The 26,407-nt window shown below is 52.1% G+C and carries 22 protein-coding genes; 10 read left to right on the top strand and 12 right to left on the bottom strand.

What is annotated here, in order from left to right; translation table 11 throughout:
* Nucleotides 1–53 precede the first annotated feature (53 nt).
* Nucleotides 54–389 (bottom strand): universal stress protein UspB, encoded by a 336-nt coding sequence (uspB, locus tag ACLJQD_RS13445; protein WP_000626193.1) that lies wholly within the window; start codon nucleotides 387–389, stop codon nucleotides 54–56.
* 387 nt (nucleotides 390–776) lie between these two features.
* Here uspB and uspA point away from each other — a divergent pair, with 387 nt between their 5' ends.
* Together uspA and dtpB are read left to right on the top strand one after the other, a co-directional pair.
* A complete protein-coding gene (gene uspA / locus ACLJQD_RS13440) occupies nucleotides 777–1,211 on the top strand; it encodes a universal stress protein UspA (RefSeq protein ID WP_000323565.1) in 435 nt (144 codons plus the stop codon).
* 324 nt (nucleotides 1,212–1,535) lie between these two features.
* Nucleotides 1,536–3,008 carry a dipeptide/tripeptide permease DtpB gene (gene dtpB / locus ACLJQD_RS13435; protein ID WP_001098275.1) on the top strand — a complete coding sequence of 491 codons (1,473 nt, stop codon included), beginning with the start codon at nucleotides 1,536–1,538 and terminating at the stop codon, nucleotides 3,006–3,008.
* Nucleotides 3,009–3,099: 91 nt separating this feature from the next.
* Here the strand turns inward: dtpB and rsmJ are convergent, their stop codons facing one another.
* From rsmJ to ACLJQD_RS13420, 3 genes are all read right to left on the bottom strand, one after another.
* The gene (gene rsmJ, locus ACLJQD_RS13430; RefSeq protein WP_017441617.1) at nucleotides 3,100–3,858 is read right to left on the bottom strand and encodes a 16S rRNA (guanine(1516)-N(2))-methyltransferase RsmJ; all 759 of its coding nucleotides are present in this window, start codon (nucleotides 3,856–3,858) and stop codon (nucleotides 3,100–3,102) included.
* A 6-nt stretch (nucleotides 3,859–3,864) separates the two neighbouring features.
* Nucleotides 3,865–5,907 (bottom strand): oligopeptidase A, encoded by a 2,043-nt coding sequence (gene prlC / locus ACLJQD_RS13425; RefSeq protein WP_017441618.1) that lies wholly within the window; start codon nucleotides 5,905–5,907, stop codon nucleotides 3,865–3,867.
* A gap of 162 nt (nucleotides 5,908–6,069) precedes the next feature.
* Complete coding sequence (locus ACLJQD_RS13420) at nucleotides 6,070–6,723, bottom strand: hypothetical protein (protein ID WP_000469190.1); 654 nt, start codon at nucleotides 6,721–6,723, stop codon at nucleotides 6,070–6,072.
* A gap of 277 nt (nucleotides 6,724–7,000) precedes the next feature.
* On the opposite strand from ACLJQD_RS13420, the gene ACLJQD_RS13415 reads away from it, so the two are divergent.
* The 3 genes from ACLJQD_RS13415 to gorA all read left to right on the top strand — a co-directional run bounded on the left by ACLJQD_RS13415 (nucleotide 7,001) and on the right by gorA (nucleotide 9,864).
* Nucleotides 7,001–7,444, top strand: coding sequence for a hypothetical protein (locus ACLJQD_RS13415; protein ID WP_031615652.1), 444 nt, complete (start codon nucleotides 7,001–7,003; stop codon nucleotides 7,442–7,444).
* Between the two features lie 120 nt (nucleotides 7,445–7,564).
* Complete coding sequence (locus tag ACLJQD_RS13410) at nucleotides 7,565–8,407, top strand: 23S rRNA (adenine(2030)-N(6))-methyltransferase RlmJ (protein WP_017441620.1); 843 nt, start codon at nucleotides 7,565–7,567, stop codon at nucleotides 8,405–8,407.
* 104 nt (nucleotides 8,408–8,511) lie between these two features.
* Complete coding sequence (gorA, locus tag ACLJQD_RS13405; RefSeq protein ID WP_017441621.1) at nucleotides 8,512–9,864, top strand: glutathione-disulfide reductase; 1,353 nt, start codon at nucleotides 8,512–8,514, stop codon at nucleotides 9,862–9,864.
* A 46-nt stretch (nucleotides 9,865–9,910) separates the two neighbouring features.
* On the opposite strand, the gene fraE is transcribed toward gorA, so the two are convergent.
* The 5 genes from fraE to ACLJQD_RS13380 form a co-directional block, all read right to left on the bottom strand.
* Complete coding sequence (gene fraE / locus ACLJQD_RS13400; protein ID WP_000702752.1) at nucleotides 9,911–10,954, bottom strand: fructose-asparagine asparaginase; 1,044 nt, start codon at nucleotides 10,952–10,954, stop codon at nucleotides 9,911–9,913.
* A gap of 58 nt (nucleotides 10,955–11,012) precedes the next feature.
* A complete protein-coding gene (locus ACLJQD_RS13395) occupies nucleotides 11,013–12,332 on the bottom strand; it encodes an anaerobic C4-dicarboxylate transporter family protein (protein ID WP_000498935.1) in 1,320 nt (439 codons plus the stop codon).
* Between the two features lie 53 nt (nucleotides 12,333–12,385).
* On the bottom strand, nucleotides 12,386–13,231 hold the full coding sequence (gene fraD, locus ACLJQD_RS13390) for a fructose-aspartate kinase (RefSeq protein ID WP_000028430.1): 846 nt from the start codon (nucleotides 13,229–13,231) through the stop codon (nucleotides 12,386–12,388).
* A gap of 63 nt (nucleotides 13,232–13,294) precedes the next feature.
* Complete coding sequence (gene fraB / locus ACLJQD_RS13385) at nucleotides 13,295–14,272, bottom strand: 6-phosphofructose-aspartate deglycase (protein ID WP_010989080.1); 978 nt, start codon at nucleotides 14,270–14,272, stop codon at nucleotides 13,295–13,297.
* A 184-nt stretch (nucleotides 14,273–14,456) separates the two neighbouring features.
* A complete protein-coding gene (locus tag ACLJQD_RS13380; RefSeq protein WP_000572565.1) occupies nucleotides 14,457–15,176 on the bottom strand; it encodes a GntR family transcriptional regulator in 720 nt (239 codons plus the stop codon).
* A 325-nt stretch (nucleotides 15,177–15,501) separates the two neighbouring features.
* On the opposite strand from ACLJQD_RS13380, the gene ACLJQD_RS13375 reads away from it, so the two are divergent.
* Entirely contained in the window at nucleotides 15,502–17,151 is a 1,650-nt protein-coding gene (locus tag ACLJQD_RS13375; RefSeq protein ID WP_000934254.1) for an alpha,alpha-trehalase, read from the top strand.
* A 12-nt stretch (nucleotides 17,152–17,163) separates the two neighbouring features.
* Here ACLJQD_RS13375 and ACLJQD_RS13370 read toward each other — a convergent pair whose 3' ends face one another.
* Entirely contained in the window at nucleotides 17,164–18,753 is a 1,590-nt protein-coding gene (locus ACLJQD_RS13370) for an STY4199 family HEPN domain-containing protein (RefSeq protein ID WP_017441622.1), read from the bottom strand.
* 280 nt (nucleotides 18,754–19,033) lie between these two features.
* Between ACLJQD_RS13370 and ACLJQD_RS13365 the strand changes: the two genes are divergently transcribed.
* Nucleotides 19,034–19,390 carry a glycoside hydrolase family protein gene (locus ACLJQD_RS13365; RefSeq protein WP_001120251.1) on the top strand — a complete coding sequence of 119 codons (357 nt, stop codon included), beginning with the start codon at nucleotides 19,034–19,036 and terminating at the stop codon, nucleotides 19,388–19,390.
* Nucleotides 19,391–19,395: 5 nt separating this feature from the next.
* On the opposite strand, the gene ACLJQD_RS13360 is transcribed toward ACLJQD_RS13365, so the two are convergent.
* Entirely contained in the window at nucleotides 19,396–19,998 is a 603-nt protein-coding gene (locus tag ACLJQD_RS13360) for a response regulator transcription factor (RefSeq protein WP_001196081.1), read from the bottom strand.
* 630 nt (nucleotides 19,999–20,628) lie between these two features.
* Here ACLJQD_RS13360 and ACLJQD_RS13355 point away from each other — a divergent pair.
* The 3 genes from ACLJQD_RS13355 (at nucleotide 20,629) to ACLJQD_RS13345 (ending at nucleotide 24,302) form a co-directional block, all read left to right on the top strand.
* The gene (locus tag ACLJQD_RS13355; RefSeq protein WP_000358040.1) at nucleotides 20,629–21,528 is read left to right on the top strand and encodes a LysR family transcriptional regulator; all 900 of its coding nucleotides are present in this window, start codon (nucleotides 20,629–20,631) and stop codon (nucleotides 21,526–21,528) included.
* A 72-nt stretch (nucleotides 21,529–21,600) separates the two neighbouring features.
* A complete protein-coding gene (gene yhjD, locus ACLJQD_RS13350) occupies nucleotides 21,601–22,629 on the top strand; it encodes an inner membrane protein YhjD (RefSeq protein ID WP_000191231.1) in 1,029 nt (342 codons plus the stop codon).
* A gap of 350 nt (nucleotides 22,630–22,979) precedes the next feature.
* Nucleotides 22,980–24,302 carry an MFS transporter gene (locus ACLJQD_RS13345; RefSeq protein WP_001148981.1) on the top strand — a complete coding sequence of 441 codons (1,323 nt, stop codon included), beginning with the start codon at nucleotides 22,980–22,982 and terminating at the stop codon, nucleotides 24,300–24,302.
* 39 nt (nucleotides 24,303–24,341) lie between these two features.
* Here the strand turns inward: ACLJQD_RS13345 and ACLJQD_RS13340 are convergent, their stop codons facing one another.
* Nucleotides 24,342–26,402, bottom strand: a complete 2,061-nt coding sequence (locus tag ACLJQD_RS13340) for an AsmA family protein (protein WP_017441623.1) — start codon at nucleotides 26,400–26,402, stop codon at nucleotides 24,342–24,344.
* Between the last annotated feature and the right edge of the window lie 5 nt (nucleotides 26,403–26,407).

The following is a 26,407-nucleotide window of genomic DNA, read 5'->3' as shown; positions in this document are numbered from 1 at the left end:
CCGGGAGGCTTATCTAACACGAGCGGGTCAGGAAACTGGCCCGCTTTTTTCATTCAGTGCCAAATCATGAGCGCAATCAAGCTCACCACCACCAAACCGCATAACGCGCTGGTCAGCAGAAACTGGCGGCGCACGCGTTCACAACGGCGAATAAATTCTTCATCATGATGATCGCGATAGCGCTGAGCGTAGATATACCATACCAGGCGCACCTGTTTGTTGGGCTGACCATGCGTGGTAAAGAAGCCGCCGCCATCGACATATTGATAGAGCAAAGGATCGCAACCACGAAGTACCACTAACAGTGCGCGTAGCGATGAGAAATAGCGCGCCATATTAACAATGCAAACGACACATAAAGCCCAGAATAGTGAGACGGTGCTTATCATATCTCCTCCCCGGCGACCCGCCCACGGAGTTCCTCTCCGGGACTACCGCTCCCCGATACCCTGCCAGACAATCAGTGAAAGAGTACTACGAAAGCCGTCCATATTAGCGCTCCGCATTCGAACGGCTCTTATACACATTGTAGGAGATCAGTTAATTTTTTTACCAGAAGGTTAATCACTATCAATGCAATTCCCTGAAAATTTTGTTTAACTAACTGGCAAGCAAGGCAGATTGACGGATTATCCTGGTCACTATAATGTAAGGATAGTTATGGTAAACGGCTGAGCTAGCCCCGCGCATAGAGTTCGCAGGACGCGGGTGACGCGGCGGCATAAGAAACGCCAGTAGCTCAATGGTCATCGACAACTTATGGAAGGAGTAACACTATGGCTTATAAACACATTCTTATCGCAGTTGATCTCTCCCCGGAAAGTAAAGTTCTGGTTGAAAAAGCGGTCTCTATGGCGCGCCCCTACAACGCGAAAATCTCCCTCATCCACGTTGACGTGAATTATTCAGACCTGTACACCGGTCTGATTGACGTCAATCTGGGCGATATGCAGAAACGTATCTCCGAAGAAACCCACCACGCGCTGACCGAGCTGTCTACCAACGCTGGCTACCCTATCACTGAAACCCTGAGCGGTAGCGGCGATTTGGGCCAGGTGCTGGTTGATGCCATCAAGAAATACGATATGGATCTGGTCGTTTGCGGTCATCACCAGGACTTCTGGAGCAAACTGATGTCTTCTGCGCGCCAGCTGATCAACACCGTTCACGTTGACATGCTGATTGTGCCGCTGCGCGACGAAGAAGAGTAATACTTGCCGTGCCGGCTGGCGGCTAAGACCGCGTCTGGTCTATAGTCAATCAGGTTGGCCTGAACCATCAGGCAAATTCCGGCTATCAACAACAACGCCCGCTTATGTGGGCGTTTTGTTTATCCCCCCTTCTTCGCAGTACTCAGTACATCATTCCATCACACCAAACATAATTAGTGTGATCCACTAATTAGTTTGCGTATCATTTGTATAATAACCTATTGATCAGGCTAATAACCGCAGTCTATATCAGGGTAAGTCTTTTCGGCGCGTTTTGATATACGCGCTCATACGTTTCGGGATGGCATTAAAAGGCGAAGGAATATGAATACAACTGCACCTACGGGCTTGCTGCAGCAACCTCGTCCATTTTTCATGATCTTTTTTGTAGAATTATGGGAACGATTTGGCTATTACGGCGTCCAGGGCATCCTGGCGGTCTTTTTCGTTAAACAATTGGGGTTTTCTCAGGAACAGGCCTTTATTACTTTTGGCGCTTTTGCGGCGCTGGTTTATGGCCTGATCTCTATCGGCGGCTATGTTGGCGACCATCTGTTAGGGACTAAACGCACCCTGGTCCTGGGCGCGATTGTGCTGGCGATTGGCTATTTTATGACCGGCATGTCGCTATTAAATCCCGATCTGATTTTTATCGCACTGGGTACGATTGCCGTGGGCAACGGGTTATTTAAAGCCAATCCCGCCAGCCTGCTCTCTAAATGCTATCAGCCTAAAGATCCCCGGCTGGATGGCGCTTTCACCCTGTTTTATATGTCGATTAACATCGGTTCTTTGTTATCGCTATCGCTGGCGCCGGTGATTGCCGATAAATTTGGCTATGCGGTGACCTATAATCTGTGCGGCGCTGGTTTAATTGTTGCGCTTCTGGTGTACTTCGCCTGCCGTGGCATGGTGAAAAATATCGGTTCTGAACCGGATCATAAACCGCTACGTTTTCGCAATTTGCTGCTGGTACTGCTCGGCACCGTCGTCATGATTTTCCTCTGCGCCTGGCTGATGCACAACGTTAAGATTGCCAATCTGGTGCTCATCGTCCTTTCTATCGTCGTCACTATTTTCTTCTTTCGCGAAGCGTTTCGTCTGGATAAAACCGGCCGCAATAAAATGTTCGTGGCGTTTATTCTGATGATTGAAGCCGTTCTGTTTTACATTCTGTATGCGCAGATGCCTACCTCGCTGAACTTCTTTGCGATTAATAATGTGCATCATGAAATTCTTGGATTCGCCATTAACCCGGTGAGTTTTCAGGCGCTGAACCCATTCTGGGTGGTCGTCGCCAGTCCGGTACTGGCAGCGATTTACACCCGACTGGGTAGCAAAGGCAAAGATCTGACTATGCCGATGAAGTTTACGCTCGGTATGTTCCTCTGCGCGCTGGGTTTTCTGACCGCCGCCGCCGCCGGGATGTGGTTTGCCGATGCGCAAGGACTGACGTCGCCGTGGTTTATCGTGCTGGTGTATCTGTTCCAGAGTCTGGGCGAGCTGCTGATTAGCGCGCTGGGACTGGCAATGGTCGCCGCTCTGGTGCCGCAGCATCTGATGGGCTTTATTCTGGGAATGTGGTTCCTGACCCAGGCCGCCGCCTTCCTGCTCGGCGGTTATGTGGCGACCTTCACTGCCGTACCGGAAAACATCACCGATCCATTACAGACGCTGCCAATTTATACCGGCGTCTTTAGCAAAATTGGTCTGGTAACGCTGGCGGTCACCGTGGTGATGGCCATTATGGTGCCGTGGTTAAACCGAATGATTAATACGCCAGGTACCGAACAGTAATACTCAGTGCCGGATGCGGCTTACGCCTTATCCGGCCTACAAATAATTGAGAATCGTAGGCCCGATAAGCGCAACGCCATCGGGCAATCCGTTACTCCGTCAGAGGGGTTCCGGCATAAATATCAAACCGATGCCCTTTGGTGACGATGGCGTTGGGCGTCGCGACATCCGCCAGCGGCGGCGCATAATCGGGACGTTTGACCACCACGCGTTTGGTCGCCAACTGACGCGCCGGTTCCAGCAGTCCGTCGGCGTCTAAATCCGGCCCCACCAACGACTGAAACACCCGCATCTCTTTCTTCACCAGCGCGCTTTTCTGCCGGTGAGGAAACATCGGATCGAGGTAGACCACCTGCGGGCGCGGCGTGATATCAGTCAACGCCGTCAGGCTGGAAGCATGAATCAACTGCAAACGCTCCTGAAGCCAGCCGCCAATATCCGCATCGGCGTAGCCGCGCGTCAGACCGTCATCGAGCAACGCGGCGACCACCGGATTACGCTCCAGCATCCGCACGCGGCAACCGACGGACGCCAGCACAAACGCATCGCGCCCCAGTCCGGCCGTGGCATCAACCACATCCGGCAGATAATCGCCTTTGATACCGACGGCTTTCGCCACCGCTTCGCCGCGCCCGCCGCCGAACTTACGCCGGTGCGCCATCGCCCCGCCGACAAAATCGACGAAAATACCGCCGAGCTTCGGTTCGTCGCGCTTGCGCAGCTCCAGATGTTGCGGCGTCAATACCAGCGCCATCGGGTTGTCTTCGTCATGCTCCAGTCCCCAGCGGGCAGCCAGAACAGATAAGGCGCCGTTTGTGGCGCCCGTTTCATCCATTAAGCAGATTTGCACGTAAAATCAGCCTTTAATCCCGTAATGCTCCAGCATCGCGTCCAGTTGTGGTTCACGGCCACGGAAGCGTTTAAAGAGTTCCATCGGCTCTTCAGAACCACCGCGAGTCAGGATGTTATCAAGGAACGACTGACCGGTCTCACGGTTGAAAATGCCTTCCTCCTCAAAGCGGGAATAAGCGTCCGCCGCCAGTACGTCGGCCCACAGATAGCTGTAGTAGCCTGCCGCATAGCCGCCAGCAAAGATATGGCTGAATGCATGTGGGAAGCGGCCCCATGTCGGTGACGGCACCACGGCGACCTGTTTTTTAATTTCAAAGAGCGTCTCAAGAATTTTCGCCCCTTGCTGCGGGTTAAATTCCGCATGCAGACGGAAATCAAACAGGCCGAACTCCAGTTGACGCAGAATAAACAGCGCCGCCTGATAGTTTTTCGCCGCCAGCATTTTATCCAGCAGTTCCTTCGGCAACGGCTCGCCGGTTTCATAGTGGCCGGAGATAAACGCCAGCGCTTCCGGCTCCCAGCACCAGTTTTCCATAAACTGACTTGGCAGTTCGACCGCGTCCCACGGCACGCCGCTGATACCGGAGACCCCGGCGGTCTCAATGCGGGTCAGCATATGATGCAGGCCATGACCAAACTCGTGGAACAGGGTGATCACTTCGTCATGGGTAAACAGAGCGGGTTTACCGTTCACCGGACGGTTGAAATTACAGGTCAGATAAGCGACCGGCTTTTGCAATGTGCCGTCCGCTTTACGCATCTGGCCGACACAGTCGTCCATCCACGCCCCGCCGCGTTTGTGTTCGCGCGCGTACAGGTCAAGGTAGAAGCTGCCGCGCAGCTCGTTATTTTCGTCATACAGTTCAAAGAAACGCACTTCCGGGTGCCAGACATCAACGTCAGTACGCTCTTTGGCGGTGATGCCGTAAATACGTTTCACCACTTCAAACAGGCCGTTCACGGCTTTGTTTTCCGGGAAGTACGGGCGTAGCTGCTCATCGCTGATGCTGTACAGGTGCTGTTTTTGCTTTTCACTGTAGTACGCGATATCCCACGGTTGCAGCTCCTCAACGCCAAATTCGGCTTTGGCGAAGGCGCGCAGCTGGGCCAGCTCTTTTTCCCCCTGCGGACGGGCGCGTTTCGCCAAATCGGTCAGGAAGTCGAGCACCTGCTGCGGATTTTCCGCCATTTTGGTGGCCAGCGATTCATGGGCATAATTTTCGAAGCCCAGCAGTTGCGCCAGTTCATGGCGCAGCGCAAGAATTTCTTCCATCACCGGGCTGTTATCCCACTTACCGGCGTTCGGCCCCTGGTCGGAGGCGCGAGTGGAATAGGCGCGATACATCTCTTCACGCAACGCCTGGTTGTCGCAGTAGGTCATGACCGGCAGATAGCTCGGGATATCCAGGGTCAGCAGGTAACCTTCCTGCTCTTTGGCTTCCGCCTGGGCCTTTGCTGCCGCCAGAGCGCTTTCCGGCATTCCCGCCAGCTCGGCTTCGTCGGTGATGAGCTTCGTCCAGCCCATGGTGGCATCGAGCACGTTGTTGCTGTACTGGTTGCCCAGCTCAGACAGGCGAGTGGCGATTTCGCCGTAACGCTGCTGTTTCTCTTTCGGCAGGCCGATGCCGGACAGTTCAAAATCACGCAGCGCGTTATCAACCGCTTTCTTCTGCGCGGTATTCAGAGGGGCGTAATGATCGCCGTCGCGCAGGTCGCGGTACGCGTTGTACAGTCCTTCATGTTGCCCAACCCAGGTGCTGTATTCAGACAGCAGCGGCAGCGTCTGTTCGTAGGCTTCACGCAGCTCCGGACTATTTTTCACCGAGTTTAAGTGGCTAATTGGCGAGAAAATACGCCCCAGAACATCGTCGGCTTCCGCCAACGGCTGGCAGAGGTTTTCCCAGCTATACGGCGCGCCATGCGCCACAACGCCTTCTACCGCCGCCCGGCAATCGGCCAACGCTTTGGTGACCGCAGGCACCACATGCTCCGGTTTAATTGCAGAAAAAGGCGGCAGTGAAAAAGACGTTAGTAATGGATTGGTCATATGCGCAGTCCTGGTCTAAAAAAGAAATGAAGCGCTCTATCGCGCTTTCGCTATGGATCTAGAATGGGGGATAGTTGGGGGAATTTCAATGATGGTGGGCGCTCATTTCACCCGTGCAGCAACGCCAGCATCCGAACGTAGGCATTGCTGCTGAATCCAATTTTAACGACTGAAGATCAGTAGCTGTAGCGGCATAGTGACAATATCCAGCGCCAAAGTTACCGGCAGCAACACTCTGCCAAATTTTGCCCCGGACATACTGCGCTGATACTGATAGAACTCAACGGTGAAAGGATGGTAAAACGCTAGCTGCTGAGTAACGCTCTGATCTTTATTTTTCTGATGGATAGTCCCCTTCAGGTCCATGACGGATAGCGTGCAATTTACCGCGCCGTCTGCACAAATAAACCCATAGCCTACCGCCGCCAGTTTATCTTTCTCGTCCACCCAGGCGTAAGTCACATTGACTTCACCCGTAAACTCCTTCTTATCTGTATCAATCAGGAATTTAACACCATCCTTTACTCGCATTTTATCCCGGCGAATAGTCGCATCTTTTAACAGCGCCACCACATTATCGCCGCCCTGGGTCAACAGGTAGTCAAAATGTTCGCCAACAAACACCCAGCCCGTTTTCCCGTTGCTATCTTTACCTAAGGAAAGCGCGGTAACGGTATCCGATTTCCAGGTAGACTGATGACGATTGCCATCTTTATCGGTGGCAAGTATCAGCCCAAATGAAAGACAGCCCGACAGCGAACAGCAAACCAGTAATAAAAACAGCGTGCGAACGACACATTTTCCATAATGGAACATCAATGAATCCTTTCTTTTCTATTATTAGCGCTATCGTTTTAATCAAATAAACAAGGTAAAACCAGCACTATCATCATAATAAAAACGATTTCAGAATAAGACCCGACAGGGGTAAGTCGGTGGACGCGTCGCGGCATGATTAGCGTTAAATTCAGATAGGTTTTTCATGGGCGTTTTTCTGAAAACAGGGCCGTGGCATCAATCGCTGTCATTTTTGCGCAAACTGCCCATGTATAATATTCTCAACTTTTTCGTTTCTGGAATACAAGAATTGTATATGACCACGTTATTACAGGTTATTGTACTGATATTTATTGTTTTCTTTATTTTCCCTGGGCGAAAAATTTTCCGTCGGAGTAAGCATCTGCAAGATGGCCGTAAATTAATTTCATCTTCTTCGTTGATGCTGCGAAAATTTGGCAGTTCTCGCGGCTATAACGCGGATTACTACTTTGACATGCAGTACCTCTATGAAGTCGCGGACGGTATCACCACCGCGATACCACTCACCAGCATCATTGAGGCGAAACCGGGAACAACGAGAGTCAGTGGTCGTTCAGTCTGGTCAGTCGACTGGATAACAGCGGAAGGGCAAAAAAAACAGACGCGCTTCCTTCATAACTACACCCTATTCAATCGAAATTTTGCCACCTTCCTTAAGACCGTGAAACAGGCCAATCCAGACGCCTGCATCACTTCATTGACGTTATTTACGCTCTGAGGCCACAGCCTACTTGTTTTTCCTCCTGGCCAACGGCGATAAAAGCGCAAGAGCGGTAATCTCTACGGATCTGCGGTAAACTATCGGCTAACTTGTTTACTTCCCGGAATATCTGCATCCATGCTCAGTTATCGTCACAGCTTTCACGCTGGCAACCACGCCGACGTCCTTAAACATACCGTTCAGAGCCTGATCATCGAGTCGCTAAAAGAGAAAGAAAAACCGTTTCTCTATCTGGACACGCACGCGGGCGCGGGGCGTTATCAGTTGGGCAGCGAACATGCTGAACGTACCGGAGAGTATCTGGAAGGCATCGCCCGTATCTGGCAGCAGGACGATCTGCCCGCCGAACTGGAACCGTATATTAGCGTCGTAAAACATTTCAACCGCAGCGGGCAGTTACGCTACTACCCGGGCTCCCCGTTAATCGCCCGCCAGTTGCTGCGTGAGCAGGACAGTCTGCAACTCACGGAATTGCATCCCAGCGACTTCCCACTGTTGCGCGCGGAGTTTCAAAAAGACAACCGCGCCCGCGTGGAACGCGCTGACGGCTATCAGCAACTGAAAGCCAAATTGCCGCCGGTTTCCCGCCGCGGTCTGATTCTCATTGACCCGCCTTATGAAATGAAAACCGACTACCAGGCGGTAGTCAGCGGCATCAGCGAGGGTTATAAACGTTTCGCCACCGGTACATACGCGCTATGGTATCCGGTGGTGCTCCGCCAGCAAATTAAGCGCATGATTCATGAGCTGGAGGCCACCGGCATCCGTAAAATCCTGCAAATTGAGCTGGCGATCCGCCCGGACAGCGATCAGCGCGGGATGACGGCGTCCGGTATGGTCGTGGTTAACCCGCCGTGGAAACTGGAGCAGCAGATGAACAACGTGCTACCGTGGCTGCACAACAGGTTGGCGCCAAACGGTCACGGACACACTTCGGTAAGCTGGATCGTGCCGGAGTAATCACAGCCATCGGTGGAACCTTTCACCTTCAGGTATACAATCGCGAATATTTTGGCGGGTAGCGCAGAATCTATCCGTCCGACAACGAACATAAAGGAGCGGTCATGACCAAACACTATGATTACATCGCTATCGGCGGCGGCAGCGGCGGTATCGCCTCGATTAACCGCGCCGCTATGTACGGCCAGAAATGCGCGCTCATCGAAGCCAAAGAGCTGGGCGGCACCTGTGTTAACGTGGGCTGCGTGCCGAAGAAAGTGATGTGGCATGCCGCGCAGATTCGTGAAGCGATTCATCTGTATGGCCCGGACTACGGTTTTGACGCCACGATTAATCAGTTCGACTGGAGCAAGCTGATTGCCAGCCGTACCGCGTATATTGACCGCATCCATACTTCATACGACAACGTGCTGGGCAAAAATAACGTGGATGTGATTAAAGGCTTTGCCCGCTTTGTCGATGCCAAAACCATTGAAGTGAACGGCGAAACCATCACCGCCGACCATATTTTGATCGCTACCGGCGGCCGTCCGAGCCATCCGAGCATTCCAGGCGTGGAATACGGCATTGATTCCGACGGTTTCTTTGCGCTGTCTGCCTTGCCGGAGCGCGTCGCGGTGGTAGGCGCAGGTTATATCGCTGTTGAACTGGCTGGAGTTATCAACGCGCTAGGGGCGAAAACGCATCTGTTTGTCCGTAAACATGCGCCGCTGCGCAGTTTTGACCCGATGATTAGCGAAACGCTGGTTGAGGTGATGAACGCCGAAGGCCCGCAACTGCATACTCACGCCGTGCCGAAAGCGGTGGTAAAAAACGCCGACGGCAGTCTGACTCTGGAACTGGAAGATGGCCGCAGTGAAACCGTTGATTGCCTGATCTGGGCCATTGGTCGCGAACCGTCGACCGACAATATTAATCTGGCGGCAGCGGGCGTGAAAACCAATGAAAAAGGTTACATCATTGTCGATAAATTCCAGAATACCAACGTTGAAGGCATTTACGCCGTTGGCGATAACACCGGCGCAGTGGAGTTAACGCCAGTCGCCGTCGCCGCCGGTCGCCGTCTCTCCGAACGCCTGTTTAACAACAAGCCGGACGAGCATCTGGACTACAGCAACATCCCGACCGTGGTCTTTAGCCATCCGCCTATCGGCACCGTCGGGTTAAGCGAGCCGCAGGCGCGCGAGCAGTACGGCGACGAGCAGGTGAAAGTCTATAAATCATCGTTTACCGCTATGTATACCGCGGTGACGACGCACCGCCAGCCGTGCCGTATGAAGCTGGTCTGCGTCGGGCCGGAAGAAAAAATTGTGGGTATCCACGGTATCGGCTTCGGCATGGATGAAATGTTGCAGGGCTTCGCAGTGGCGCTGAAGATGGGCGCTACCAAGAAAGACTTCGATAATACCGTCGCTATTCACCCGACCGCATCGGAAGAGTTTGTGACCATGCGTTAATATCTTGTGCGCCCATCTTCAAGGGTGGGCGCACAAGCCTGCATGATTAATACGTACTGAAATAACTCTGGATCAGTTCCGGATTACGCGTCTGAGTTAATGCCGTCATCAGCAAGACTCGCGCCTTCGCCGGGTTGAGCGAGTCAGACACCAGCCCTGGCTGCCCTTTATCCAACGGTACGACGCCGTTTCCGGTGCGGGAAGCGCGCACCACGATAATCCCGGCTTTCTCCGCTTTTTTAATCCCCGCGTCGCTGCGTACCGAGACCGAACCTGCGCCGGTTCCGGCATAAATAATACCGTCCGCGTGATGGGCGATCGCCGCATCATACATATATTCCGGGTCGTCCTGATAGCCGTAAATAATCACCACATTGGGTAATTTTTTGATATTACGTACGTCAAAAACAGATCGCAGGGTATGAATTTTTTCCACCCGCGTTTCGAACTGTGGCTTACCATTAACGATGACCCCCAGATAGCCCTCTTCCGGCGCTTTAAAGGTATCCAGAGTCGTGGCATTGGTTTTCGTCACAAAGCGCGCCGAACCAATACGATCGTTTAAAACGACCATTACACCGCGTCCCTTCGCATTCGGGTCAGCAGCCACCGTGACCGCTTCCAGCAGGTTCATTGCACCATCGGCGCTGATTGCCGACGCGGGCCGCATTGCAGCGGTAAACACCACCGGTTTGTCGCTTTTCACGGTCAAATTAAGAAAGTAGGCGGTTTCATCGAGCGTGTCAGTGCCATGAGTAATAACCACACCGTCAACATCGTCCCGCGCCAATAACGCATTCACCTTCTGTGAAAGTTTCAGGATGATATCGCTGGTCATATTTTCGCTACCAATATTCGCCACCTGCTCGCCGTCAACGCGAGCGATATTATTCATTTCCGGCACGGCATTTATTAATGTTTGCACGCCAAGTTCACCGGATTTATATCCGGCGGTTTGCGTATTATTGGCTGCCGTCCCGGCGATAGTACCGCCTGTCGCGAGAATAACAATATGCGGTAGTGACGTTGTGCTAAATACACAGTGGCTGATGAGCAGCAACACGGTGGCCATGAAAACTCTGATTTTCATTTTCTTCCTCTGAATTAAAAATAATAAGTGACGTGTGCTATAAAAAATTTAATAACAATCAGGCCAGAACCATTTTTCCTATTAACAGCCCGACAATGACCGAGACAATCACGTTAACTAATCCCGGACGCATAAAACTATGGTTAAGCACATATTTGCCGATACGCGTCGTACCGGTATCGTCAAACGCCAGCGCCGCCAGACACTGCCCCGCCACCGGAATAAAGAAATAGCCGTTAACGGCAGGCCAGGAGCCGATTAACGCATAAGCGGGCAACCCTAACGCCAGCCCCAGCGGCAACAGAATTAACGTCGTTGCCGCCTGGCTGCTGACCATAGCGGACACGAAAAACATCATAATGGCGATAAGCCAGGTATGCTGTTGCAATAGAGTTTGCACTTCTGCCTTAATCAACGCGATATGACCATTCACGAACGTCTCACTCATCCAGGCCAGGCCGAAGGCGCAGACAATCGCCAGCGCGCCCGCCCGAAATACCGTACCGCTGATAATCTGATCGACCTGCGGCCGGCATAACAACACAATCAGGCAGGCAAAAGAGAGCATCGTAATCTGGATAGCGGCGGACATCGAAAGCGGTTGTAGCCCTTTCGCTGTCTCCACCATGGGCCGCAGCGCCGGAATCAGTCCTAACAGAACGATAACGATCGCGCTGGTCAGAAATAACGCCACCGACAATTTGGCGCGCGAAGTGACCACCGTATTTTTACTTTCTTTCTGCGCAGGCTTAATTAACCCTTCAGCAAGCCGACGTTGATATTCCGGATCGTCTTTTAACTCTTTTCCTTTATTAAAGGTCGCTATTGCCCCCATCGCTACGCCGATTAACGTGGCGGGCACGCAAATCATCATAATGGTTGAAATAGAGACGCCCAACGGCGCCATTAAACCAATCATCGCCGCCATGGCGGCAGATATAGGACTGGCGGTGATCGCCTGTTGCGATGCGATAACGGAAATAGATAAAGGACGTTCCGGTCGAATACCTGAATCCCGTGCAACTTCAGAAATAACCGGTAGCAAGCTATAAACGACATGCCCCGTTCCTGACATAAAAGTGAAGATATAACAGATAAACGGCGCTAATAACGTAATGTAACGAGGGTGGCGACGCAGAATTTTTTCCGCCAGTTTGACCAGTAAATCCAGCCCGCCGGAGGCCTGTAAAGATGCGGCCGCCAGGACAACAGAAAGAATAATCAGAATAACATCAATCGGTGGCGTAGAAGGCGTCAGGCCAAAAATAAAAACCATCACGCCGACGCCTAACCCGCCGACCATCCCTAAAAATACGCCGCCGATCCTGGCGCCTATCATCAGGGCCACAAGGATAAAACATAATTCCGTCCAAAACATACTTCCTCCTGGGTTATCTGGAGTGAGTGTCGCTTTACATTGAGGGACGTAACCTATTGTGCAAACGGTTTACCAAAACCAAATGCGCCGTAATGAGATAACACCTGCGCCGCCGATTTCCCGCCCTGCCGCATGGCGCGTAGCACGCTTTCTTTATCGGGTTCCGCCATACCCGATTGCAAAATGGAAAGCAAAAAACCGGTTAAGAAGGCGTCGCCTGCGCCCAGCGTATCGACAGGTTCGATATAAGCAGGTTGCCACTCCAGATAATCCGCGCCGGAAAAATAATAAACTTTTTCATGCCCGCAGGTGGCAATAATATGCCGACAGCCATAACGATAAAGTTTATTGAGTTTTATTTTGATTTCATCTGGCGATAACCCGCTACAGGAGACAAATCCATAATCTACCCACGGGCATACCTTTTCAAAATAGTCGTCTGTACCGCGCCCGGAAAAATCAAAAGAGAGTAAGACGGTTTGTTGTTTAATTTTCTCCAGTTCCGATTCCAGGTGGCCGTTAATACTGGAATGGACTAAGGTAAATTGTGATATATAGCGAAGATCGTCGTCAGACAGACTAAAAGGATGTTCCCGCAATACGCCGTTTTTGTTGCTGGCGACAAATTGCCGATCGCCATGCGAGAGACGGATACAGGCATAACCATTTTCGCCGGTATAATGGCGGCTGTGAGAGATGTCTATCTGTAGCTGGTGTAATACATCCTGTACGTGCTGCGCGGCGTCGTCATTGCCAAACGCCCCCATAAACGCGCTGGGGATGTCTGCTAATTTCGCATAGACAGCAAAATTTAATGCATTACCGCCGGGGTACATGATGCCGGAATGCAGGTATTTATCGACAACGTTGTCGCCAATACCCAATACGCTGATGCTCATCATTATTCCTTGTTTGTCTTTACAATAAAAAGCGTCCCTGCTTTTTTATCCATCCTGATGTAATTAATATTCCACTTTCCACATATAGCGGCGCGTCGTTAACGGATGCTGGCGCGCCTCAGCTAACGCCCGATTGTAAACGGGATAAACGTTATTAAAGAGAGAGTGGTTAAAGTAATCAATAACCGTGGTTTTAATGGTCGATAGCCCCAGTTCTTTCGCATCGACAACTTCAATCCGGCGGCCATATTTTTTCAGGAAGTTTAACGCGCGTTCATCCACCGCCCGCGTATTGCCCTCGGAAAACTGGAAGAAGAAAGGTGTATTCGCATCGGTAATTTCAAACGGCCCGTGGAAAAACTCACCGCTATGAATACAGGCGGAATGTATCCATTGCATTTCCATAAAGATACAGATGCTCTGTAGGTAGGCAGCGCCATAGCCCGCGCCGCTGGCGACGGTATAAATGACTTTATCGTCTTTATATTCCTGCGCGAACGCCTGCGCACGCTCCGCAACCTGCTCGCAAGCGCGCCAGACGATACGGTTGATTTTGCTGACGCCATCCTGAAAATCGTCATAGTGCGCATACCCTTCCGTCTGCTGGAGCAGTTCGACCGCACTCAGCAGGCCTTTCATCGTTTTCTCTCCGGCAATATCTTTACCGTCGCCAAACGTGTACGTTTCCACATAGTCGCAATGCGCCACCAACGGTGAATCCATTATCCAGGTTAAACCAATAACCGGCGCGCCGTGCTGACGGGCGATTTCAGCCGCTTTAATTGTCTCTGGCGTATTACCTTTGTGGGAGGCGACAACCACAACGGCATTTTCTCCCAGCGCTACCGGCGGGTTGTTAATAAATTCTCCGCTGTTATACAGACCGACAGTCAACGCTTTCGCTTCTTTTTCTAAAAATGCTTTCGCCGGATAGAACGCCGCATAAGAACCGCCGCACGCCACATAATAGACATGTTTAACGCCTCCTTTCTCTGCCTGGCTGGTCACAATATTGCTAACTGTCTCTTTCATACCCATCATGCTTTCCTCTGGTTCCATCAATGATACAGGCGAGGATTCGCCATATTCGCCATAAATGACTCATAATGTATTATTATTTTTATATGACATTTAAAGACATTTGATCAAGATGGAAACCAAAAAAAATCGGGATCCGCGATCTGGATCCCGATTCAGCCTGCTCTTCGTTAGCGTAATGCTGACATTATACGGTAAACCGTATTTTATCGCCGACAATCAACTGTTGCGAAACGCAGGAGAGTTCTCCTTTGTTATCAATCATTTCACTTTTTATCAGGATCAGCGGATAACCCTCGTTGACGCCAAGATAATGGGCGACTTCAAAGCTGGCATAAACCAGTTCGATCATCTTACGGGAGTGGGTAAACCATAAGTGGTGTTTCTCGCGTAAGCATTCATACAAAGAGTGATTATTAAGATCTTCATCCAGCAAAAACGCAAAACGTGGGGGAAGATGTACGGTTTCCAGCGATACCGCCACATCGTCGGCATAGCGGATACGTTCAATGACGACCGCTTTTTCGCCATCGTTCATATTCAGTAACGCTTTTGTCTCATCGTCTACCGATTCAAAAACGGATTTGATGGTGCGTGACCCCGGGCGACGTCCCTGGGACTGGCATAACTCGCTGAAACTCATGATGCCGGTCATGCTGCGCTGAAATTTCTCACCAGAGACAAAGGTGCCTTTGCCGGAGACACGGGTCAGCAAATTTTCACGCGTCAGCGCATCCAACGCCTTACGGACCGTGACCCTGCTCACCTGCCAGCGCGCGCTCAGTTCATTTTCCGTCGGGATCTGCTGGCCTGGTTTATACTCTCCACGCGCAATGGCCTCTTTTAAGGCGGCTTCAAGCTGCTTATAAAGCGGTTTGGCGCTTTTACTGTCGGGTTGCTCGATCATTTGTATCCGTTTGTATTATCATGGTGCCATAGCTTGTATTATAACTATTTACGTTACCTTTGCTTGTGAATCCACGCCATGCGGTGACGTAGTGATACCGCTATGAAACGAATGTTCTGATTTTAGGTCTGGGGCGGGCGTCATGAAAATAGGATTTTCGCAATACTATTCAGTAAGTTATGAAGTGTTTTTCTTGAGAGACAAATTGCAAAATGTGATCTATCGCACACTTTGCCACTCAGGTATCGAAGCGAATGTCTACGCTTAATAGACAGCCGGGCAACACCCGTATCTTTTACGACGCAAGCCGGAGGTCCTTGTCATTATGCTCAACCAGAAATTAAACCCCACGCCTTCTGAAGATCTGACTATTGATGTCGATCTGCTTTATGAAACAGACCCGTGCGAGTTAAAGCTGGATGAAATGATCGAGGCGGAACCGGAGCCGGAGATGATCGAGGGGCTTCCCGCCTCTGACGCCCTGACCCCTGCCGATCGGTATCTCGAACTGTTCGAGCATGTACAGTCAACAAAACTGTTTCCAGACAGTAAAACGTTCCCGGACTGCGCGCCGAAGATGGACCCGCTTGATATCCTGATCCGCTACCGTAAGGTCAGACGCCACCGTGATTTTGACTTACGCCGCTTCGTCGAGAACCATTTCTGGCTACCGGAAACCTTATCCAGCGAGTATGTCTCTAACCCCGAAAACTCGCTCAAAGAACATATTGACCAGCTTTGGCCGATACTGACGCGCGAACCGCAGGATCATATTCCGTGGTCTTCGCTGCTGGCGCTGCCGCAATCCTATATCGTGCCGGGAGGCCGTTTTAGCGAAACCTATTATTGGGACTCTTATTTTACCATGCTGGGTCTGGCGGAAAGCGGGCGCGAAGACTTACTTAAATGTATGGCGGATAATTTCGCCTGGATGATTGAAAACTATGGCCATATTCCCAACGGCAACCGGACCTATTATCTGAGCCGCTCGCAGCCGCCGGTTTTCGCCCTGATGGTTGAACTGTTCGAAGAAGATGGCGTGCGCGGCGCACGGCGTTATCTCGACCATCTCAAAATGGAATACGCCTTCTGGATGGACGGCGCCGAATCGCTGGCACTCAACCAGGCTTATCGCCACGTTGTGCGGATGCCGGACGGTTCCCTGCTGAACCGCTACTGGGACGATCGCGACACGCCGCGCGACGAGTCCTGGCTGGAAGATGTCGAAACCGCAAAACATTCCGGTCGTCCACCCAATGAAGTCTACCGGGATTTGCGCGCCGGGGCGGCGTCCGGCTGGGACTATTCTTCACGCTGGCTACGCGATGCGGGCCGGCTTGCCAGCATACGTACGACCCAGTTTATCCCTATCGATTTGAACGCTTTTCTGTATAAACTGGAGAGCGCTATCGCCAATATTTCAGCACTGAAAGGCGAACGTGACACCGAGGCGCTATTTCGCCAGAAAGCCAGCGATCGACGCGCCGCCGTGAACCATTATCTGTGGGATGATGAAAACGGCTGTTATCGGGACTATGACTGGCGACGCGAAGAAATGGCGCTCTTTTCCGCCGCCAGTATCGTGCCGCTGTATGTCGGTATGGCGAACCATGAGCAGGCCGACCGTCTGGCAAACGTGGTACGCAGCCGTCTGTTAACGCCCGGCGGGATTATGGCGACCGAATACGAAACCGGCGAACAGTGGGATAAACCGAACGGCTGGGCACCGCTGCAATGGATGGCGATTCAGGGCTTCAAACTGTATGGCGACGATATGCTGGGCGATGAAATCGCCCATAACTGGTTAAAAACAGTGAACCATTTTTATCAGGAGCACCATAAACTGATCGAGAAATACCATATTTCCGGCGGTACGCCCCGCGAAGGCGGCGGGGGCGAGTATCCGCTACAGGATGGGTTCGGCTGGACCAATGGCGTGGTGCGCCGCCTGATTGGCCTTTACGGAGAGCCTTAACCTGCTCCGGGCTCAGTGAATCGCATCATAAATGGCTGACTGAATTTTCAGCCATTTTTTATTGTCTGCGCTGGGCCGGGCCTGAGCGCGCAGCCGGGCCTGCTCCGTATCGTACTGCTGGCGCGTCACAACAGCCGGAACGGTGCAAAACGTTTGCAAATAGGTTTTATGCATCGCGGTCAGCGGCGCGCCGCTCGACATGTCATGACTTAACGTTGTGATAAATCGTCGGCAGGGTTTGACCTCATCCATCAGCGCGGGATAACGCAACAACAGTTGCAGCACCTCGGTATGTCCTGCCGCAAACGCCTGCTCCGTCCACGCGAGCTGCCAGTTCATTCCGCCCTGGAGGAACAGCGCCGTCACCCGCGTATCATTGCGCTCTATCGCCGCCCGCATGGTAAACGCATCCCAGGTAATCCCCATATGATTGAGCGTTTCCCGCGCGGAAGGCGCCTCGCGCGGCGGTTCATCCTGCGCCATTGCGGGAGCTTGCCCGTTATCGGAGCCTGGCGACGACGAACTAAATAGCCAGAACGCGCCCGCCAGTATCGCCAGCGTCATGACGCCAACCGCGCCCCACAAAGCGCCGGAAATAAGTTGCTCACGCTCTTCAGGCGTACGCGGAGGCCGCTTACGCGGTGGTTCTATGCTCTCGCTAATCTCATGCTTATCTCCCCCGGCCTGCCGATCTTTAAGCCGCGCGGTTTCCCAGAACTGGCGCAATTCACGTTCATCCGCCAGCAGAAACGAAGCGGGATTCACGCGGGTACGTTTTTCGGCATAGGCGCGCTGGATGGGCCGAACGATTTGCTGATACTGAACGTTTAGCAGCATAAGCTGCGCTGAGGTGAGCGGCTGCCTGGCGATAACCTCGTTTCGCGCGAGGCGACAATCATCCAGAAACATACGCAGAGTGGTGCGCGACTCGGCGAACAGCGTTAACGCTGAGGCGTCATTAAAAATTCTGACGTAATGACGGGCAAACAATTTTTTATCAACCACCATAAGCGCCAGTTCGCTGAACAACATGCCCTCCAGCGCATGTTGATCTTCTCCCTGTTTTAACCACTGGCGCAAACGGTCCGGGCCAAAATGTTGCTTGAGGTAGTGATTCAGCGACGCCCGATCCGGCCATGCGCGCGCAATAAGCGCTTTTAACGTCAGTTCTATCGCCCGAAGCTGACGCTGCGCCTCAAGATGCGCCTCCTGGTCGGGTTCTTCCAGCTCAGTTTGATACGTCAGTAGCGGCTGCTGCTGACGTAGATGTTCCAGCGAGGTGACAAAACGCAACGCGGCAAGGAGTTGATTTTCGCTCACCTCTTGCCCGCTGTCATACTGGGGAACATGCTGCTGAAGGTGACGCAGTTGCAGCATAAACTGGCTCAACTGCGCGTCATTTATCCGCAATTTTTTCGCCACCGCGCCCCAACCGCCCAGGTTAAGACGCGCCTGCTCAAGTTGTTCCATGAACCACCGGGGCTCTTTTCCCTCGGTGGTATGAATACCCAGCAGCAGCAGGATTTCTATTGATGCCTGGCGGATAATCCCCAGGCTATGTTCAAAAGGCGCGCGTGTCGCCTGCGAAGCGCTATTCGTCATTATCTTCCCTAAAAAGACGATCCCGCGACGAGATCTTCGTTTTCTTTTAATTATGTTTTTTCATAGATATAACAGATTTAGCCACATTTCAGTGACTTAATCTTAATGATTGCAAATTTATAAGAAGATCGGTTACTAACCAAAAACATCAGTTTTTCATTCTGTCAACGCGGCGTGACGCTGAACGGCATAGACCTTTTCCCTGCCTGCGTTTGGCCGTCTGACCGCTAGCCACGCGTGCAGCACACTTTATAATCGCGCTTTTTATGAGAAAGATGCCATGCCGCACATTTCATCTCGCTTTAGCTCCGCCTGCATCGCGTTTATTAAACAGTGGCAGGGTCTGTCGCTGGAAAAGTATCGCGATCGGCAGGGTAACTGGGTGATTGGTTACGGGCATATGTTGACGCCGGATGAGACGCTGACGTTCATTACGCCCGACCAGGCGGAGGCATTCTTGCTGGATGACCTCAATAGCTGCGATATGCTGCTACAGAATTGTTTGCCGGAACTTAATGATCGGTTTCAACGCGAAACGCTTATTGCGCTGATGTTCAGCATCGGACATCAGCGTTTTTTATCATTAATCAATACGGGTGATATTTCACAGCCAGAAATAAGCGGACTGCGAATTTAACGTCGTTAATTCGATTCATTTAACATCATGGCGGCCTGGGTACGATTTTTTACATCCAACCGCCGGTAAAGCGACTCCAGATGCGCTTTAACCGTCCCGGTACTAATATTTAACGCCCGCCCAATTTGTTTATTTGATTCTCCTGCGGCAAGCATCTGTAAAATTTCCCGCTGGCGGGCGCTTAACGCTTTTATATCACGGGACTCCAGCTCCGTTGAATTTAACCAATCCCCCGGTAAAAACATCATCCCGCGAGCGACAGCATTGAGCGCAAGGACAAAGGTTTCGGCATCAGAATCGCGTGGCACCACGGCCTGAACGTTAAATTGCATGACTTCATGCAGCCACTTTTGACTGCCATCCATCGCCGTGATAATAATCTTCACCTCCGGAAATTGCTGCGCGATTCTTTGTAACACCTCGCGGCAAAATTCAGCATCGAGGCCGCTATCCAGCATGACCAGCGCATCCGGCGCGCTTTCTATTTTTTGCCAGAGTTCTTCTGCCTGACCGACACTCTGGATACTTATTCCTGGAATGTGCTGCTGCAAACTGATTTTCATTCCATGAATAAATATTGACTGCCTGTCAAACATGATTACCTGCATTACTTTTCTCCACCTGGGTAAGATAATAGTCTTAAGATGAGGAAGGGTATTACCCGTAGGGTAAAATAAGAAGTCGCCATTTGGTATAGGCCATTTTACCGATAGTCATTGGTTGAGGAAGGGAAAGGTTATGAATATTTACAGCTTCAACATCGGGATTACAGAATTCGCTAAAATTAGCCTTTTAAAGTAAGGAATATCTTATTAGCGCGAACAGCCAAGGCTAATTTGAATATTAATTTAATGAAGAGTACGCCTGGCGCGTCACAAAGGAAATATCTGCTTTTCACCTTATGTGTTACAAAAAATAAAGTAGCACATTATGTTAAAAAATAGCCAATCCGCCTGAAAACCGCGACGATGGGTCAATGACAATACCGTGTATGTACATGCATTTCTCTCTCCCACTGCACCCGCTGTTATCGGCGTGTTTTACCGTCCTCGTCCCGTTTATCGGCTTGTTGGCGCTAAAATGTCTGGTCGGAAGGCGATAAATCCGCCGCACAACGTGATCAGACGTATTCGTCACGCGAGCAATGATTGCGAAAGGGCTTATTAGGTGCTAGAAAATCAATAAAACCAGCCGCTTCAGCGTCACTGTTTCAATAAGAACAATAATAGAGCCTGATGATGGATAAAATATATGCAATGAAATTGTTTGTACGCGTGGCGGAACGGGAAAGTTTTTCCCGCGCAGCAGAGGATATCGGCCTTCCCAAAGGCAGCGTCTCACGGCAAATACAAGCGTTAGAACATCAACTGGGCATCCGCCTGCTCCACCGCACCACCCGGCGGGTACAGCTTACTCAGGACGGAATGGTTTACTACGAACGGGCAAAAGATCTGTTGAGTAACCTGGATGAACTGGAGGGTCTTTTCCAGCCTGATCCCGCCAGTATCAGTGGCAAAATACGGGTAGATATACCGCCATGTCTCGCAAACAGCCTTATCATGCCGCGCCTGCCCACTTTTTTGCATCAGTATCCCGGCATTGCGCTGGAACTTTGTAGTAGCGATCGACAGGTCGATTTACTACGGGAAGATTTCGACTGCGTGGTGCGCACAGAGCCGCTACATGCGCCAGGGATACTGACGCGCCCGCTTGGCAAACTGAGGATGGTGAACTGCGCCAGCCCACAATACCTGGCGCGCTTTGGGTATCCAGAAAACCTTGACGACCTCGCCTCACATGCGGTGGTGCATTATTCATTGACCCCGGGAGTTTCTTCACCGGGTTTTGCCTTTGAAACTCCCCACGGTATGCAGTGGGTAAAAACCGGCGGAATGCTAACGGTAAACAGTACGGAGACCTGGCATACGGCCTGTCTGGCAGGATTAGGGATCATTCAGACGCCACGCATTGCTGTACGGGAGGCGTTACGCGCCGGAACGCTCATTGAAATTTTACCGCAATATCGCGCCGCTCCACTGCCGGTGACGCTGCATTATCCCCATCGCCGTAATCTTTCCCGCCGGGTACACCTGTTTATGGTATGGCTGACGGAAACCATTAAAGAGGCCGCAGAGTAGCCGCATTTTCAGCATCCACCGGGGAGAAGCTATACTGACATATTCTATTAATGATGAAGGACTACCGACCTGATGACGCAGGAAAATGACGTAAAACGCCCTATTCAGGAACTGGAGCACGACCCGATACAAAAAATAGAAACGCAGCCGCATGACGCCCCGGAAAAAAACGAAAAGGCAAATCAGGCGTTGCATTCCGTCACCACCCTGATGCAAAAAATTCAGCGTCAACCAATGGTGGCCCACCTCATTCGCGCGACCGAACGTTTTAACGATCGACTGGGTAATCAGTTTGGCGCGGCTATCACCTACTTTTCGTTTCTGTCGATGATCCCGATAATGATGGTGTCCTTTGCCGCGGCAGGTTTTATCCTCGCCTCGCACCCTAATCTACTGGAAGATATTTTCAGCAAGATATTGATGAATGTGAGCGATCCTACGCTGGCGTCCACGCTTAAAAATACGATTAATACGGCGGTTCAACAGCGTACCACGGTAGGGCTGGTCGGATTGGGTATCGCGCTCTATTCCGGCGTTAACTGGATGGGCAACCTGCGGGAAGCGATTCGCGCCCAGTCACGGGACGTCTGGGAGCGCAAGCCGCAGGATCAGGAGAAAATCTGGCTCAAATATCTGCGCGATTTTATCTCGCTGATTGGATTATTAATCGCTTTAATCATTACGCTGTCCATTACTTCCATTGCCGGTTCCGCCCAGCAGATGATCATCTCCGCCTTGTATCTCGACAGCATCGAATGGTTAAAACCGGCCTGGCATTTGATCGGTCTGGCCATCTCTATTTTTGCCAACTATCTGCTTTTCTTCTGGATTTTCTGGCGACTGCCTCGCCATCGTCCCCGTAAAAAAGCGTTGATTCGCGGGACATTTATCGCCGCTATCGGTTTTGAGGTGATTAAAATCATTATGACCTATACGCTGCCGTCACTGGTGAAATCGCCTTCCGGCGCGGCGTTTGGCTCCGTACTCGGTCTGATGGCATTCTTCTACTTTTTTGCCCGCCTGACGTTATTCTGCGCGGCCTGGATAGCCACCGCCGAATATAAGGACGACCCGCGAATGCCGGGTAAAACGCAACGCTAGTCTGCGGCTTGCTGCCGGATGGCACGCACGGCGTCGTCATTCGGCCTACTGCTGTGTGGACCCAGGCCGGGCATGCAAAGCGTACCCGGCGGTACAATCAGGCACGTCCTTCCGCCTCATCTCATTGTTTCAGCATATAAATCCAGTAATTAACTTTTATTTAACCTGAAACCAGTTTTATCCACTAATTCTAAAATTATGTGAAGCATTTCATAGACGCAAAATGGCTGGCTTAAACATTATCCCCTTTTTGCGCTTTTTTTGACCATTTTTGGCTTTTGTTACACATTGAAATATAACTTTTGCTGTGCGTAATATGGCTATTCGTTCGCTAAAAATAAGAAAATAGTATGCAAGCAACCGCCACAACGCTCGACCATGAACAGGAACATGTTCCGGTAAACTCACGCAATAAAGTCGTTATTGCCTCGCTTATCGGCACCGCGATTGAGTTCTTCGACTTCTATATTTACGCCACCGCTGCGGTGATCGTGTTCCCCCTTATCTTCTTCCCCCAGGGCGATCCCACTGCGGCAACGCTACAATCGCTCGCCACCTTCGCTATCGCGTTTGTGGCGCGTCCGATTGGCTCTGCGCTATTCGGCCACTTCGGCGACCGGGTAGGCCGCAAAGTCACGCTGGTGGCTTCGCTGCTGACGATGGGGATCTCCACGGTCATTATCGGTCTGTTACCGGGCTACGCGACGATAGGTATTTTCGCGCCGCTGCTGCTGGCGCTGGCGCGTTTCGGTCAGGGACTAGGGCTGGGTGGCGAATGGGGCGGCGCAGCGTTATTAGCGACGGAGAATGCGCCGCCGCGCAAACGCGCGCTGTATGGCTCCTTCCCGCAGTTGGGCGCGCCGATCGGCTTCTTCTTTGCCAATGGCACCTTCCTGTTGCTCTCCTGGCTGCTGACCGACGAGCAGTTTATGAGCTGGGGCTGGCGCGTGCCGTTTATCTTCTCGGCGGTGCTGGTGATTATCGGCCTGTATGTGCGCGTGTCGCTGCATGAAACGCCGGTGTTTGCGAAAGTCGCCGCAGCGAAAAAACAGGTAAAAATACCGCTGGGCACGTTGCTGACGAAGCATGTCCGCGTAACCATTCTCGGCACGTTTATTATGCTGGCGACCTACACGCTGTTCTATATCATGACCGTCTATTCCATGACTTACAGCACTGCCGCCGCGCCGGTGGGGCTTGGCTTGCCGCGCAATGAAATACTGTGGATGCTGATGATGGCGGTGATTGGTTTCGGCGTGATGGTGCCCGTCGCCGGCCTGCTGGCGGACGCATTTGGCCGTCGGAAAAGCATGGTCATCATTACCACGCTCATCATTCTCTTCGCGTTGTTCGCCTTTACCCCGCTGCTGGGTTCAGGCAATCCAGCGCTGGTATTCGTGTTCCTGTTGTTGGGCCTGAGCCTGATGGGGCTGACCTTCGGCCCAATGGGAGCGCTGCTGCCGGAGCTATTTCCGACGGAAGTGCGCTATACCGGCGCATCGTTTTCCTACAATGTGTCATCGATTCTGGGCGCTTCCGTCGCGCCGTATATTGCCGCATGGCTGCAAAGCCACTACGGGCTGGCGGCGGTAGGGGTTTACCTGGCGTCAATGGCGGCGCTGACGCTGATTGCACTGCTGTTAACCCATGAGACGCGTCATCAGGCGTTGTAATAGGGCGCCGGATGGCGTCATCCGGCGCTACGTTTCACGTTACTGCTTCATCTGCGTTAAAATCGTCCGGCACTGATTGGCTTCGCCTTCAGAGGGCGAAATGAGCGCCAATAGCGCGGCGGCGGGCGTTACCAACGTCGCCAGCGCTGCCGCAACCGCGCCGCGCGCAATCAGCGGGCCGGGCTTGACGCCCGCCTGCGGATTTTTAAATGTCCCACGCACGTACAGCGGCGATCGCAGCGTAATAATACGAATCCCCTTACTTTCCGGATCAATGGTTAAATCGAGCTGTTCAGAGGCGAAGCTCGCCGTACCGGTCACGTTAATCAACGCATTTTCTGTATCAAAAGCAAAAATTTGCGGTCGCGCCACGCCGTTCGCAATATTGAGATTCGCCGCCGCGCAGTTAACCCGCACTTCGTCATCGCCAAAAATCTGCCCGACAATATAGTTGCCGACGTTCAGCCCCACGATTTCCATCAGGTTGCGGCTAATCAATCCATCATTCATCAATAATTTCAGATTGCCGTTACTGTTGCCAAGCAGCGCGGCGACCGAGTTGCCCGTCCCGCGAATATCCGCATCGCCGTTCAGCTCGCCCAGCGTTTTCTGCATCAGCTCCACATCCGGCATCAGTTCTTTAAGCTTCAGCCGACGCGCCTGTATATCCGCCCGCCCCTGCATTGGCTTTTTATCCCCTTCCAGATGGATGTTGGAGACAATACTGCCGCCTGCCAGACCAAACTTCAGCGGCTGTAGACGTAAGTCGGCATTTTTCAGGATGATATGGGTCGAAAGATCGCTAATCGGTAGACTGCCGCCATGCTCAATACGTCGGCCTTTAAACCGGACATCGGCGTCCATAACGTCCCATTTGTCGGTTTCAAAGCGATCGTAAGGCAACACTTTATCCGCCGGCTGAACATTCTTCTCGCCTTTGCGCTGTTCAGACCGTTTCGACTGCTCAACGTCTTTCCCGGAATCCACGCCAATCAGCGGCCCAAGATCGGCCAGTCGTAACTGGCGCGATTCGACATCGCCTTCCAGTTTAGGGCGCGGTTTACCGGTGGTATAAGTGAGGGAGCCGTGGATATCACTGTCGCCAATGCGCCCGTTAAAACCGCGATAATCAAATACAGATGACTTTTCGGCGTCAATTTTCGCCACCAGTCGCCCATCGGTCTCAAACGGCGGCGTATCCGGCAGCAGCACGCCGGTTAAATCATATAAATCGCCCAGTGAATCGCCAGAGAATTTAAGCCGCAGATCGACGCCGCCCATTTTCATCGGCTCGTTCACCACGCCGCTAAAAGCCACCCGCGTGTTGCCAGAGCGGAAATCGGCCTGCACAGGAAAAGGCGTACTTTCGCTGCGTAGCGCCAGCATACCGCCTATTTTGCCCGTACCGGTCAACGGTTCCCCGTTATAACGCCCCTGCGCTTTCAGGCCGAAGACATAGTCGCCCACGGTGGATTTGTCTGCTTTGCCTTTCGTTCCCGTCACTTCGCTGAACGGCAACGGTTTGCCTAACGGATCGATCAGAATAGTGATATCCGCCTTGCTGACCTTATCATCGATCGCGATTCGCCCCTGGTCGAAGAGAATATTATCCAGCCGGAAGGACCAGGCGGAAGGTTTAGCATTGGGGTCCGTATTCTTGTCTTGCGCGAGGTTAAAGGTCCAGTTATTGGTTTTCTCGGACAGACGAATAAGACGCGCGTCGGGTTTCACCAGTTTGATCCACGGCAGCCAGACGGTTTTGGTCAGGAGCGCCAGCGGAGCAAGCGTCGCCTCAACGCGTGGCAGATGTACCATCGTAACTTCCGGAATATCCGGCGGATTGCCGAGAATGACATCTTCCGCGTGAACATGCGGCCACGGTACCCAGCTTCGCCAGCCAGTCTCCTGTTTTTGGCGTTCCCACACCACGCCTAAATCGCCGCGAATAGCGAAAGGCCGGTTCAATTCGGTAGAGACTTTCTGGTTGATGGTCGGTTTGAGGCGGTTCCAGTCAAATGTTGCGATCAACAAAATCACTATGACGATCAACAACAAGAAAGTCCCTGTGATGGCGGCGGTTATTTTGCCTGCTTTAGTCATGTGTT

Source organism: Salmonella sp. SAL04214 (assembly GCF_046550615.1).
GTDB classification, from domain to species: Bacteria; Pseudomonadota; Gammaproteobacteria; order Enterobacterales; family Enterobacteriaceae; genus Salmonella; species Salmonella enterica.
This window is presented reverse-complemented; position numbering and strand designations above follow the sequence as displayed.

Bases quoted from the DNA above. Each gene is read 5' to 3' on its own strand.
- ACLJQD_RS13365 (WP_001120251.1), top strand. From the start codon at position 19,034: ATGCCGCACATTTCATCTCGCTTTAGCTCCGCCTGCATCGCGTTTATT.
- gorA (WP_017441621.1), top strand. From the start codon at position 8,512: ATGACCAAACACTATGATTACATCGCTATCGGCGGCGGCAGCGGCGGT.
- dtpB (WP_001098275.1), top strand. From the start codon at position 1,536: ATGAATACAACTGCACCTACGGGCTTGCTGCAGCAACCTCGTCCATTT.
- uspA (WP_000323565.1), top strand. From the start codon at position 777: ATGGCTTATAAACACATTCTTATCGCAGTTGATCTCTCCCCGGAAAGT.
- prlC (WP_017441618.1), bottom strand. From the start codon at position 5,907: ATGACCAATCCATTACTAACGTCTTTTTCACTGCCGCCTTTTTCTGCA.
- ACLJQD_RS13360 (WP_001196081.1), bottom strand. From the start codon at position 19,998: ATGCAGGTAATCATGTTTGACAGGCAGTCAATATTTATTCATGGAATG.
- ACLJQD_RS13375 (WP_000934254.1), top strand. From the start codon at position 15,502: ATGCTCAACCAGAAATTAAACCCCACGCCTTCTGAAGATCTGACTATT.
- fraB (WP_010989080.1), bottom strand. From the start codon at position 14,272: ATGATGGGTATGAAAGAGACAGTTAGCAATATTGTGACCAGCCAGGCA.
- ACLJQD_RS13345 (WP_001148981.1), top strand. From the start codon at position 22,980: ATGCAAGCAACCGCCACAACGCTCGACCATGAACAGGAACATGTTCCG.
- ACLJQD_RS13395 (WP_000498935.1), bottom strand. From the start codon at position 12,332: ATGTTTTGGACGGAATTATGTTTTATCCTTGTGGCCCTGATGATAGGC.
- uspB (WP_000626193.1), bottom strand. From the start codon at position 389: ATGATAAGCACCGTCTCACTATTCTGGGCTTTATGTGTCGTTTGCATT.
- yhjD (WP_000191231.1), top strand. From the start codon at position 21,601: ATGACGCAGGAAAATGACGTAAAACGCCCTATTCAGGAACTGGAGCAC.
- fraD (WP_000028430.1), bottom strand. From the start codon at position 13,231: ATGAGCATCAGCGTATTGGGTATTGGCGACAACGTTGTCGATAAATAC.
- ACLJQD_RS13370 (WP_017441622.1), bottom strand. From the start codon at position 18,753: ATGACGAATAGCGCTTCGCAGGCGACACGCGCGCCTTTTGAACATAGC.
- ACLJQD_RS13420 (WP_000469190.1), bottom strand. From the start codon at position 6,723: ATGTTCCATTATGGAAAATGTGTCGTTCGCACGCTGTTTTTATTACTG.
- fraE (WP_000702752.1), bottom strand. From the start codon at position 10,954: ATGAAAATCAGAGTTTTCATGGCCACCGTGTTGCTGCTCATCAGCCAC.
- ACLJQD_RS13340 (WP_017441623.1), bottom strand. From the start codon at position 26,402: ATGACTAAAGCAGGCAAAATAACCGCCGCCATCACAGGGACTTTCTTG.
- ACLJQD_RS13380 (WP_000572565.1), bottom strand. From the start codon at position 15,176: ATGATCGAGCAACCCGACAGTAAAAGCGCCAAACCGCTTTATAAGCAG.
- ACLJQD_RS13415 (WP_031615652.1), top strand. From the start codon at position 7,001: ATGACCACGTTATTACAGGTTATTGTACTGATATTTATTGTTTTCTTT.
- ACLJQD_RS13355 (WP_000358040.1), top strand. From the start codon at position 20,629: ATGGATAAAATATATGCAATGAAATTGTTTGTACGCGTGGCGGAACGG.
- ACLJQD_RS13410 (WP_017441620.1), top strand. From the start codon at position 7,565: ATGCTCAGTTATCGTCACAGCTTTCACGCTGGCAACCACGCCGACGTC.